Annotated in this window: 11 protein-coding genes and 1 tRNA gene; 1 reads left to right on the top strand and 11 read right to left on the bottom strand. The window is 74.8% G+C overall.

Annotated features, from left to right (window positions below):
* Positions 1-177: 177 nt before the first annotated feature.
* The 11 genes from AMIR_RS03480 to AMIR_RS03435 form a co-directional block, all read right to left on the bottom strand.
* Positions 178-252, bottom strand: a tRNA-Leu gene (locus AMIR_RS03480).
* A gap of 87 nt (positions 253-339) precedes the next feature.
* Positions 340-1410: a SagB/ThcOx family dehydrogenase gene (locus tag AMIR_RS03475; protein WP_012783316.1), complete on the bottom strand. Its 1071-nt coding sequence runs from the start codon at positions 1408-1410 to the stop codon at positions 340-342.
* Positions 1391-3310 (bottom strand): hypothetical protein, encoded by a 1920-nt coding sequence (locus tag AMIR_RS41455; protein WP_012783315.1) that lies wholly within the window; start codon positions 3308-3310, stop codon positions 1391-1393. Before AMIR_RS41455 ends, AMIR_RS03475 begins: the two co-directional genes overlap by 20 nt.
* Before the next feature lie 29 nt (positions 3311-3339).
* On the bottom strand, positions 3340-3462 hold the full coding sequence (locus AMIR_RS42595; protein WP_012783314.1) for a hypothetical protein: 123 nt from the start codon (positions 3460-3462) through the stop codon (positions 3340-3342).
* Positions 3463-3689: 227 nt separating this feature from the next.
* On the bottom strand, positions 3690-5015 hold the full coding sequence (locus tag AMIR_RS03465) for an NAD(P)/FAD-dependent oxidoreductase (RefSeq protein WP_012783313.1): 1326 nt from the start codon (positions 5013-5015) through the stop codon (positions 3690-3692).
* Between the two features lie 148 nt (positions 5016-5163).
* Entirely contained in the window at positions 5164-5808 is a 645-nt protein-coding gene (locus tag AMIR_RS03460) for a hypothetical protein (RefSeq protein ID WP_041836555.1), read from the bottom strand.
* Positions 5809-5943: 135 nt separating this feature from the next.
* Positions 5944-7248 carry a DUF58 domain-containing protein gene (locus tag AMIR_RS03455; RefSeq protein ID WP_012783311.1) on the bottom strand — a complete coding sequence of 435 codons (1305 nt, stop codon included), beginning with the start codon at positions 7246-7248 and terminating at the stop codon, positions 5944-5946.
* Positions 7245-8198 carry an AAA family ATPase gene (locus tag AMIR_RS03450; protein ID WP_012783310.1) on the bottom strand — a complete coding sequence of 318 codons (954 nt, stop codon included), beginning with the start codon at positions 8196-8198 and terminating at the stop codon, positions 7245-7247. The genes AMIR_RS03455 and AMIR_RS03450 overlap by 4 nt, the downstream gene beginning before the upstream one ends.
* The gene (locus AMIR_RS03445; RefSeq protein ID WP_012783309.1) at positions 8195-8656 is read right to left on the bottom strand and encodes a hypothetical protein; all 462 of its coding nucleotides are present in this window, start codon (positions 8654-8656) and stop codon (positions 8195-8197) included. Before AMIR_RS03445 ends, AMIR_RS03450 begins: the two co-directional genes overlap by 4 nt.
* Positions 8653-9324: a DUF4129 domain-containing protein gene (locus AMIR_RS03440; protein ID WP_012783308.1), complete on the bottom strand. Its 672-nt coding sequence runs from the start codon at positions 9322-9324 to the stop codon at positions 8653-8655. Before AMIR_RS03440 ends, AMIR_RS03445 begins: the two co-directional genes overlap by 4 nt.
* Positions 9325-9467: 143 nt before the next feature.
* Entirely contained in the window at positions 9468-10166 is a 699-nt protein-coding gene (locus tag AMIR_RS03435; RefSeq protein ID WP_118945319.1) for a uracil-DNA glycosylase, read from the bottom strand.
* 168 nt (positions 10167-10334) lie between these two features.
* Between AMIR_RS03435 and AMIR_RS03430 the strand changes: the two genes are divergently transcribed.
* A complete protein-coding gene (locus AMIR_RS03430) occupies positions 10335-11816 on the top strand; it encodes a S10 family peptidase (RefSeq protein WP_012783306.1) in 1482 nt (493 codons plus the stop codon).
* Positions 11817-11843 lie beyond the last annotated feature (27 nt).

Raw genomic sequence — 11843 nt, 5'->3', positions numbered from 1 at the left:
CGGGCTGACCTGCTGACTCCCTCACTAAATCAGGGGGTCGAAACCGTTGGTCCGCTGCACGGACAAGGGAAAAGACCCACTCCGCGCGGTGAACTCCGCTCCCCGGCTCCATCGCGGCGCGTCACCCGCCCGCACGTCCCTGACCTGCGAACGGGTGACGAACAGCTATCACGAGCGTGCCCCCGACGGGATTCGAACCCGTACCTGTGACTCTTTTAAGGAGCCTGCCTCTACCCGTTGGGCTACGGGGGCAGCGGGGAGCCTAAGCGGTTACCGTGCGTTCGTGGAGGCTGTTCGATGCACATCCCCCGCACGGCTCAATGCGAACTGCTATTCCGTTCATTCGAGTAATGGGCCGAGCGCGGTGAAGCCCAGGACGATCTCGTGATATGCGTCACAACCGAGTGCGCGCTCCACCAGCTCGTCCCGCAGCGCGGCGGTGAAACCGACGCCGAATCCCATCGCCGTGGCGACCAGGTACGCGGTCTGCGAGAGGTGCCCGACGTCCATCTGGACCACCCGATAGGCCCGTGACGTGTCATAACGCCAGCGGGTGCGGTCGAGCACCCCGGTGTAGGCCAGGACGAGGGCGGCCTCGCCGACCCACTCCTGCCCGCCCGCGGCCTCGGTGAGCTGCTCCTGCGTCCACACCACCCCGAGGCGCTCCAGCGCGTGCCCGAGCGGGTCGAAGTGGTACCACCCCGGCTCGACGCCCTCGACCGCCCTGACGTGCGCGTACACCTCGACCGGGTGACGACCGCCGCCCGATGGTGTCATCTTGAAGACGGTCCCGGACCGCCCGACCCTGGAGCGGGCGGGTGACGGCGCGGCGAGCACCGCCAAAATTTCACCCACTTGGCGCAGCGGAAGCGGCCCTCGACCAAAATCTCGCGTTGTGCGACGGCCGAGCAGAACGCTCCGCAACCCCTCCCGCCCCCATTCGGGGTCCTCGGCGGGCGCGGGAAGATCCACGCGCACACCGCCGATAGTCCTGAAGGGCGGGGGCGGCGGGTCGGTGCCGAGCTTCGCGTCCAACTCGGCGTCGTGCTCGTCCACGCCCTGGTAAGGCGCGTCGGCCAGGGTGCGGCTGGCGAAGTGGTAGTGCCGGGCCGCCACGCCCCACGAGCCCCAGCCCGCCAGGAGCCTCCGCTCGGCCTCGTGCTCGGGCGAGCCCTCGACCAGCAGCACGCGCGCGCCGATCAGCTCGTCCAGCACCGCGCGCAGCGCCGCCCGGTCCGCCTCGGCCAGCGGGGCCAGCAGCGCGTCCACGTCGGTGAAGGTCGCGAACTTGCGGCACAGCAGCTCGGCGGTCTCGGTGATGGCGAACTGGCGGTGGTGGAGGTAGTCGTCCCAGACCGCGGTGCCGTCCCGGTAGGACAGCGCCGCGTGCTCAGCGACCTTGACCCGCACCCAGCAGCTCCTCGAAACGCCCGGCGACCCAGCTGTGCACCGCGTCGGAGACGCGGGTGTCGCCCGCCCGGTGCTCGAACCACCGCCAGTCGCAGTTGACGTTGACCTCCAGGAACACGTGGTCGTCGCCCGCGACGAGCAGGTCGAACGCCGCGACCTGGAGCCTCCAGTGCCGGGCGAGCGCCAACAGCCTCCCGCGCAGCCCCTCGGGCACCTCGACCGGGGTCACCCGGACCGCGTCCGGGTCCACCCACAGCTGCGCCGGGTCGATCTTGTCGACCTGGTAGGCCAGGCACTCCTCGTCGACGGTGAAGACCCGGATCTCGGTCTCGGCCGTGACGTACTCCTGCACTATCACCGGCGCGGTCTCCGGCACGTCGCCCGCCCGGCTGGTCTCCAGCGGTCGGGGGAACAGCCCGTGCTGCACGCCCGGCCGGGGCTCCAGCAGGTGCCGCCCGGCGGTCTTGACGATGCACTGCCCGCCGCCGGGCCGGGTGCGGCCGGGGCGGGTGGTGACGGCGGTGCGCGGCACGGTCAGCCCGAACGCGGCGGCGTCGGCCATCTGCGTCAGCCGGTCGAGGTGGGCGGTGTGCCGGACCGGGTTGACGTGCGCCCAGTCGCGGCGGGTCGACAGCCAGCCCGCGACGGCGTTCCACTGGTCGACCGCGTAGGCGCCCGCGAGCGTGCCCGGCTCGACCGGGACGGCGGACAGCTCGAAGTGCCTGCGCCACACCAGCAGCGGGCGGACCAGCCAGCGGTCCAGCTCCAGCAGCGGGGTGTCGGTGTAGACGGTGAGCGGGAGGTCGGTGCAGCGGTCGGCGTCGATGCGGACCATGCGGATGCCGCGCTCGGCGAGGGCGATGGAGAGCTCGTTCATCTCCATGTCGGCGGAGCGGGCCAGGACCAGCACGCACGGGACGGGGCTGCCGTCGCCCTCGTCCACGACGCCGAGGCGGTGGGCCTGCTCCTGGAAGTCCAGGCACTTGGGCTGGGTGCGGAACAGGTACTCCTGGCCCTGCATGAGCAGCGGGGTGGGGCGCAGCGGGAGGGTGCGCGTGGCGGCGGGGCGCTGCGCGGGCGAGCGCGGCGGGGCCGGGTGGTGCGAGGCCGGGTGGTGTGGAGCCGGGTGGTGCGGGGCGGGAGGCTGCGCGGCAGCAGGGGTCTGCGCGGCAGGGCGCTGCGCGGCAGGGCGCTGCGCGGCAGGGCGCTGCGCGGCAGGGCGCTGCGGGACCCTGGGCTGGTGGTCGGCCGGGTGCTGCGGGGCCGGGCCCTGCGCGATCGGGCCCTGCGCGATCGGGCCCTGCGCGATCGGGCCCTGCGCGATCGGGCCCTGCGCGATCGGGCCCTGCGCGATCGGGCCCTGCGCGATCGGGCCCTGCGCGGCTGCGCCCTGCGCGGTCAAGCCCGCGTAGGCGTCCTGGCCGGGGTGGCCCACCCGGCCCGCCTGTGCGGCGCGCGGGTGCTCGGGGCCGGTCCGGAACGCGGTCGGGGCCGGGAGCGCGGGCCCCGTGGTCGCGGGGACGTCGGCCGGGTCGACCAGGAAACCGGGGGTGGTCGCGACGGGGCGGGTCAGCGGGGCGGCGCGGAAGCCCAGCGCGGACTCGGCGGACCGGACGAGGCCCGCCAGGAACGAGGTCTCCTCGGGCAGCGCGGCGCCCGCTTCGAGGTGCAGCGCGCGGGCGCGGGAGCTGCGGGTGGACTCGGCGACGGCGTAGTCGGGCGCGGACGCGCGCGCGAAGGGGTCGTCGGCTCCGGCCGGTGGGTGCTCGTCCCCGGCCTCGGAGGCGCCCGCGTCACCCGCCTCGGAGGCGTCCGAGCGGACCGTCCCCGGATTCCCCTGGCCGGGACGCGCCGCCTCGGGGCTCGTCGCCTCGGCGGGCTCCGCCGCGGACGGGGGCACTGCGCTCCCCCGCCTCGAAGCGGGCACGCTCAATCGTCCTTCTTGCTGCGGAAGCACTTCCCTGCGGTGGCGTACTCGGCGGCGTACTCCGCCAGGACCCGGTCCTCGATCTCACCGCGGCGAAGCTGTGCGGCCAGCTCCTCGAGAGACATCGCGGTCACCTCTCTCCCCACTAATGCATCGCGCATTCAGGTGATGCACCAGCCGTAGTCTCTGGTTCACATTACGCAATGTCAAGATGGGAACATATGCATTGCACCGATCGGGGGATCAAGTTACGTCACTGCCCCAGACGGGCGCGTGCCCGCTACACCCAGTCGGCGTAGCGGGCACGGTGCCTGCTCCCAGTCGGTCCGGACGCCTCGGCGCCCGGTCGCGATCAGCTCCTCGCGGCGCGGTCGAACTCGGCCTTGGGCTCGTGGAGCTGCCCCAGCGCGACGACCTCGCGGCCCGAGATGAACGCCTGCGTCCAGTCGGCCAGCACGCGGAACTTGCGGTTGAACGTGGGCATGAACATCACGTGGTAGGTGCGGTGCATGAACCACGCCGGGAAGCCGCGGAAGCGCATCCCGAAGATGTCCGCCACGCCCTTGTACAGGCCAAGGCCCGCCACCGAGCCCACGTACTTGTGGAAGTAGTCCTTCGGCTGACCGCCGCGCAGCGAGGCGAGGATGTTCTTGGTCAGCAGCTTGGACTGCCGGATCGCGTGCTGCGCGTTGGGCACGCAGGTCGCGTTCGGGTCCTCCTCGGTGCGCGACAGGTCCGGCACCGCGGAGCAGTCACCGGCGGCCCAGACGCCCGGCAGGCCGACGACCTGCATGGCGGCGGTGCAGCGCACCCGGCCGCGCTCGTCGAGCGGCAGGTCGGTGTCGCGCAGCATCGGGTTGGCCTTCATGCCCGCGGTCCACACGACCGTGTCGGAGTCGAACTCGGTGCCGTCGTCGAGGACGACGTGGCCGCCCTCCATCGACTTCACGCGGGTGTCGAGGTAGCACTTGATGCCGCGCTTCTCCAGCTGGTGCACCGTGTAGACGCCCAGCGAGGCGCTCACCTCCGGCATGATCCGGTTGGTGGCCTCGACCAGCACCCACTGCACGTCGGAGGGCTTGAGGCCCTCGTAGTAGCGCAGCGCGTAGCGGGTCATGTCCTCCAGCTCGGCCAGCGTCTCGATGCCCGCGAAGCCGCCGCCGATGACGGTGAACGTGAGCAGGCGCTTGCGGCGCTCCGCGTCGTTCGTGCTCGCCGCCTGGTCCAGGCGCGACAGCACGTGGTTGCGGACGTAGATCGCCTCGCCGATCGTCTTCAGGCCGATGCCGACGTCCGGCAGGCCGGGGATCGGCAGGGTGCGCGAGACGGCGCCGAGCGCGGAGACCAGCACGTCGTACTCGAACTTCTCAACGTGGCCGTCGACCAGCTCGACCGTGACGGACTTCTTCTCGTGCTCGATGCGGGTGGCGCGGCCGGTGACGACGTGGCAGCGCTTGAGCACCTTCCGCAGCGGGGCGACGACGTGGCGGGGCTCGATCGAGCCCGCGGCGGCCTCCGGCAGGAAGGGCTGGTAGGTCATGTGCGGCTGCGGGTCGATGACGGTCACGGACGCCTCACCGGAGCGCAGCTTCTTCTGCAACCCCAGCGCGGTGTACATGCCGACGTACCCACCGCCGACGATCACGATCCGTGTGGGTTGCGACTTCACAGCAGCCATACCGCAATAGTCCCACCGCAAGGGCCCTACGTCCCTGTCCACAAGGCCGGTTGTGACGACGGTCGCCACGTGATAGCAGACACTGTGCCCCGCACCTGCGGCGATGCCGTCGCACCAGCGAGGATCGATCCAGCAGGCGGGACGGCGGTCAGCCCCTGGACCGCAGGAGCAGCGCGGAACCCGCTGCGAGCGCGGTCGCGGCGGCCAGTCCCAGCAGCTCCAGCGGGGCGGCCACCCGGCCCTGCGGCACTAGGCTGATCAGCCCCGCCGCGCCGAGCACGCAGAGTTGCACCGAGGCGAACCTGATCGCGGGAACCCGGAGTGCGGACGGGTGAACCCTGGAGTCGAGCGGGAGCAGCGCGGCGAGCGCGGTCACGACGTGCAGCAGGTGCGCGAGGGCGACGGCGACGAGGACGGCGGGGCGGAACGCCGGGGCGTCGGAGAGCGCGAGCGCGGCGGCGGTGGCGGCGATGACGAGCACGGGGGCGGCGCTCGCGGGCAGCACGGCGGCCAGGCAGACCAGCGCGAGGTGGACGAGCAGGAACGGTGGCTCGGTCCCCTCGACCGCGAGCACGCCGGTGAGGCCGCCGCCGACGAGCGCGACGGCGAGGCGCGACGACCAGCCGGGCAGGCCCCGGCCCAGGGGGATAGGGGCGGTGGGCGGGGCGGGAGCGCCTGCGGCGGGGACGTCGCCGGCCGCCGGACCGCCGGTCACCGGGCCACCGGCCGCAGAGCCACCAGCCGCCGGGCCGTCCTGCGCCGCGCCACCGGTCACCGTGTCGCCCCTCGCCACGCCATCCCCCGTCGTGCCCGTCCTCGCCGTGCCCGTCCTCGCCGTGCCCGTCTTCCCGGCACCCGTCCCACCCGAGTCCCGGTCAGCCCGCCGCCCCACGTCCTCGCCTCCCCCCGGTCACCGCGTTCACCCCGGTCAGCGCCTCGGTCGGGTGGTCGCGTGCAGCGCCGTGGCCACGACGGCGGACTCGCCGTCCCAGCGGATCACCGGCACGCCGTGCGAGCGCAGCGCCGTCACCCGGACCTCGTGCTCCAGCTCCACCACCCGCAGCGCCGCGGCTCCCCACTCGGTCTCCCGGTCCGGTCGCAGGTCGGTGGGCAGCACGTCGACCGCCAGCACCGGGTGGCCACGCCGCGCCGCGTGCACCGCCACCTCCACCACCTCGTCGTCCAGGAACGGCGACAGCACCACCACGACCGCGCCGGTCGGCGCCTGCCGCGCGTCCAGCACGGGCCGCTGCGCCCACCCGGCCACCCGCGCGCACGCCACCAGCCTGCTGCGCAGCGCCAGCAACTGCCGCCGCCCCGAGCCCGGCCGCAGCCACAGCGCAGGCCTGCCCAGGTCGACCAGGCCCACCCGGTCGCCCTGTCGCAGGTACGCCGCCGCCAGCGACACCGCGGCCCGCGCCGCCAGGTCCAGGCTCCCGCCGGGCTTCGGCGAGCCCCGGCCGCTCTCGGTCCACAGCGCGACGTCCGCCTCCACGTCCGCCCTGGTGTCCAGCGCGAGCACCACGTCGGCGTCGGTCTCCGCGTGGTGCTCGCGGACGTGCAGGTTCCCGGTGCGCAGCGACACCCGCCAGTCCACCCGGCGCAACCGGTCGCCGGGCGCGAACGCCCGGATGTCGCGCAGCTCCACCGAGTCGCCCGGCCCGCGCGAGCGGTGCACGCCCACCAGGCCCCTCGCCCGCGCGGGCAGCAGCCCGGTGGGCAGGGGCGCGATCGGCGGCAGGATCGCCCTGCCCCACTCGGGCGCGGTCACCGGCCCGTGCACGACCAGCCCGTCCGGGCCCGCGACCAGGTGGTCCGGGCGCACGTCCACCCCGTCGCCCCAGGTGGAGCGGTCGAGCACCACGCTGACGGCGGTCGTCGACGCGGGCAGCAGGTGCACCGGGCCCGGTCCCTCGCGGCCGGGCACGGGCAGCCGCACGGCCACCAGCTCGCCGTCCGCCACCACGTCGACCACCGCGCCCGCCTTGCCGATCTCGCCGACGCGGGACAGCAGCCGCACCCGCGCGTCCGGCGCGCCGCCGGGCGGCCGGAGCAGCGCCAGCACCGTGGTGACCAGCAGCGGGGCGCCGAACAGCACCAGCACGACCCGGTGCGCGAGCACGCCCGCCACGACCAGGACCACGCCCAGCAGCAGGCCCCTGGCCAGCGCGTCCGTGCCGCGCCACGGCGCGCCCCACGCGCCGGGCGGCCTGTCCCGGTCGCGCCCGGTCACCGCCTGCTGCTCGCCGGTCCGGGGACGCTGCCGAGCAGCTCGGTGACCACGTCGACGCCGGTCGCGCCGGAGGTCCAGGTCTCGGGCCGCAGGGTGAGCCGGTGGGCGAGCGCGGGCACGGCGCAGGCCTTCACGTCCTCCGGCACGACGTGGTCGCGGCCGTCCAGCACGGCCAGCGCCCGCGCGACCAGCACCAGCGCCTGCGCGCCGCGCGGGGACGCGCCGACCTCGACGGAGCCGTGCACGCGGGTGGCGGCGGTGAGGTCGACGCAGTAGCGCAGCACGTCCTCGTCGACCGGCACGGTCTCCAGCCCGCGCTGGAGCTCGGCGAGCCTGCCCTCGGCCAGCACCGCGGGCACCTCGGTCTCCTCGCGGCCCCTGGCGAGCCTGCGGCGCAGCACCTCGACCTCCTCGTCGGCGGGCGGGTAGCCGACGGCCAGGCGCAGCAGGAACCGGTCCAGCTGGGCCTCGGGCAGCGGGTAGGTGCCCTCGTGCTCGACCGGGTTCGCGGTGGCGAGCACGTGGAACGGGCGGGGCAGCGGGAACGTGCGGCCCTCGACGGTGACCTGCTTCTCCTGCATGGCCTCCAGCAGCGCCGACTGGGTCTTGGGCGGGGTGCGGTTGAGCTCGTCGGCGAGCAGCAGGCCGGTGAACACCGGGCCCGCGCGGAAGTCGAAGTCGCGGCTGCCGGGGTCGTAGAGGAACGAGCCGGTGACGTCGGCGGGCAGCAGGTCGGGGGTGCACTGCAGGCGGGTGAAGTCCAGGCGCAGGGCCTGCGCGAGGGAGCGCGCCATGAGGGTCTTGCCGAGTCCGGGCACGTCCTCCAGCAGCACGTGCCCGCCCGCGAGGACGGCGGCCAGGGCGAGCTTGGCGGTGTCCCGCCCGCCGACCACGGCGGTGCCGACCGCGTCCAGCACGGCGGCCCCCTCCGCGGCGATGTCCTCGATCACAGGTCCTCCAGCAGTCGGGCGAGCACGTCGGGCGGTGGCGCGGTGGCGTCGGGGTCGGTGAGCAGGGCGTGCAGCTCCGGGCCGAGGAGGCGGGCGGCGCGCGGGTCGGCCAGGTCGGTGACGCCGTGGCGCTGGCGGAGCCTGGCGAGCGCGAGGGCGCGCAGGCGGGGCTGGACGCGGGTGGTGAAGCGGGCGGGGTGCTCGGTGGCGTCGGCCAGGCGGCCCGCGAGCACGCTGGCCTGGTGGTGGGTGTGCTGGGAGCCGGTGGCCGCGTGGTCGCGCACCGGCGACCAGAGCACGTCGCCGCCGCCGGGGAGGCGGGTGGCCAGGTGGGCGAGGGCGGCGACGGGGAGGGCGGTCGGGGCGGCCCAGTGCAGGGGGGCGGAGAAGAGCAGCAGGAGGCCGGTGGCGGACAGCCAGGCGAGGGCGGCGAGGACGGCGCGGGCGGTGGCGCTCACCGGGGGTCCCGAGCGGTCAGGTCGCGCACGACGGCCTCCAGGGCGGTGGTCGCGGTGCGCACGTCGGCCGCGGTGACCTCGGCGCTGCCGAAGCGGGCGCGCTGGTAGGTGCGGCGCAGGGCGGTGGTGGCGGCCGGGTCGACGTGGTGGCGGTCCAGGAGGGCGGTGGTGAACTCGGTCGCGGTCTCGTGCGGGGCGCGGGCCACGCCGGACGCCGAGGCGGCCTGCTCCAGCGCCAGCCAGGCGGCGACGACGGCGTCACCGGGCGGCCCGGCCTCGGGCGCGCTCAGGCCGGACAGGGCCCGGCGGGCGCCGGTGACCAGCTCGGGGGGCGGCGGGCCGGGGACGACGGCCTCGACCCAGCCGGACCGCTCGGTGGCCGCGCGGCGCTTCGGGCGCCAGTTCAGCAGGTGCTGGACCAGCAGGACCAGGAAGAGGACCAGCGCGGCGACCGCGACCACGATGGTGAACAGGGTGAACCCGGCGCTGGCCTCCGGCGGCGGGGCGGGATCGGGGGGCAGCGGCATGGTCCAGGTGGTGCCGGTGAGCGGGGTGGGCGGCGTCGGGGTGGGGGCGCGGTAGTCCACCGGCGAGGAGCCGAGCGAGGCCAGCGCGGCGAGCACCAGGCAGGTGCCGGTGGCGAGGAGGAGCGCTGCCCTGGGACGCACCCGATCATGATGCCCTCGCGGGGCGCGCGGCGGGCGGTCGGATGCGGTGTTGTGATCGCGGTGCGGGCGGGCGGTGCGCGGCGGGCCGGTCACCCCGGCGGTCCGGCGCCCGTCGTGGAACCCGGCCGCGCTCCCGGTTCCGCTCACAGCCCCGCGTCGGCCTTCGCGCGGGACAGGACCTCCTCCACCATCTCCGTGGTCAGCAGGCCGGTCTGGGTGTTGCGGCGGCTCACGTGGTAGCAGCCGTGCAGGACCAGCGGGGGGCCGTCGTCCGACGCGGGCAGTTCCACGCGGGCGCCGTGGGTGAAGCGGGGGCGGGGTCTCGGGACGGTCCAGTGGGCGGCCAGGGCGGGCAGCAGGGACTGCCAGCCGAAGCCGCCCAGGACCACCACCGCGCGCAGCGTCGGGCGCAGCAGGGTCAGCTCGCGCTCCAGCCACGGGCGGCAGGTGTCGCGCTCGGCCGGGGTCGGCGCGTTGTCCGGCGGGGCGCACTTCACCGGGGCGGTGATCCGGGCTCCCAGCAGGCGCAGGCCGTCGTCTCGGGACACCGCCTCCGGCTGGTTCGCCAGGCCCACCGCGTGCATCGCCGCGTACAGGACCTCGCCGGAGGCGTCGCCGGTGAACATCCGGCCGGTGCGGTTGCCGCCGTGCGCGGCCGGGGCCAGGCCCACCACGGCCAGGCGCGCGTCACCGCCGCCGAAGCCCGGCACCGGCCTGCCCCAGTAGTCCTGGTCGCGGAACGCGGCCCGCTTGACCCGCGCCACCTCCTCGCGCCACGCCACCAGCCTCGGGCACGCCCGGCAGCCGCTCACCCGGCGGTCCAGCTCCGGCAGGTCCGGCACGGCGGCCAGGTCACCGGCCCCGTCGGGCGCACCGCCCCCGTCGGGCGCACCGACGCCAACCCCCGCCCCCGCGCCCACCCCCGCGTCCCGCCGCCCAACCACCCGCCGCCCAGCCACCCGCCCGTTATCCACCTGACCCGCCGCCTCCCCGAACGTAGGGTTCGGACCATGAGCGACAAGGACACCACCCCCGCCCCGGACTCGCCCGACGCGCCCAACGCGGCGACCCCCGAGGACGACCTCGTCACCACCTCCCACAGCATCACCGTCAAGCGCCGCAAGCTGAACTACACCGCCACCACCGGCCGGGTCGTGCTGCGCGAGGAGGTCGTGGAGGACGGGAAGTTCCAGGGGCTGCGCCCCAGGGCCGAGGTGTTCCTCACCGCCTACACCGCCGACGACGGCGACCCGGCGACCCGGCCCGTCGTGTTCGCGTTCAACGGCGGCCCCGGCTCGGCCAGCGTGTGGCTGCACCTCGGGCTGTTCGGCCCGCGCCGCGTGGTGTCCGGCGACGCGGGCGAGCCCGTCCCCCCGCCGTACGAGCTGGTCGACAACGCCGAGACCCTGCTGGCGCACAGTGACCTGGTGTTCATCGACCCGGTGTCCACCGGCTACTCGCGGGCCGCCGAGGGCGAGCAGCCCGGCAGGTTCCACGGGTTCCAGGGCGACGTCGAGTCGGTCGGCGAGGTCATCCGGCTGTGGACCTCCCGCAACGGCCGCTGGCTGTCCCCGAAGTTCCTGGCGGGCGAGTCCTACGGCACCACCCGCGCCGCCGCGCTCGCCGAGCACCTCCAGCAGCGGCACGGCATGTACCTCAACGGCCTGGTGCTGATCTCGGCCGTGCTGGACTTCGCGACGCTGGACTTCAACGAGGGCAACGACCTCCCGTACTCGCTGTTCCTGCCGACGTACGCCGCGATCGCCCACCACCACGGCCTGCACGGCGACCGGGAGCTCGCGGACGTGCTCGCGGAGGCCGAGGAGTTCGCCGCCGAGGACTACCCGTGGGCGCTGGCGCGCGGCAGCAGGCTCACCGACGAGGAGCGGGCCGGCGTGGTGGCCAGGCTCGCGGCGCTGACGGGGCTGTCCGAGGACTACGTGGACCGGGTGGACCTGCGGATCGAGCACGTCCGGTTCTTCACCGAGCTGCTGCGCCCGCGGCGCCGCACGGTCGGGCGGCTGGACGGCCGGTTCACCGGCTGGGAGAGCGACTACGGGCGCGAGCTGTTCAGCGAGGACCCGTCGTACAGCGCGATCCTCGGCCCGTACTCGGCGGCGCTCAACCACTACGCGCGGGTCGAGCTGGGCTACGAGAGCGACCTGCCGTACGAGATCATCTCGCGCGCGGTGCACCCGTGGTCCTACAAGGAGTTCGAGGGCGCGCACGTGACGGTGGCGAACAAGCTGGCGGCGGCGATGCGGGCCAACCCGCACCTGAAGGTGCACGTGGCGTTCGGCTACCACGACGGCGCGACCCCGTACTACGCCGCCGAGCACGTGCTGGCGCACCTGAAGGTCCCGCGCGAGCTGGCCGAGAACGTCGAGTCGGCGTACTACCCGGCCGGGCACATGATGTACGTGCACGAGGAGTCCCGCGTGCAGCAGTCGAAGGACATCGCGGCGTTCGTGCGCACGGCGTCCAACCGGTAGCGGCGACCGGTGCGGGAGCGACCGCGA

This window comes from Actinosynnema mirum DSM 43827, from assembly GCF_000023245.1.
In the GTDB taxonomy this organism is placed as follows: Bacteria; Actinomycetota; Actinomycetes; order Mycobacteriales; family Pseudonocardiaceae; genus Actinosynnema; species Actinosynnema mirum.
Note: the sequence above shows the minus strand (reverse complement) of the source record. Positions and strands in the feature narration are given on the sequence as shown.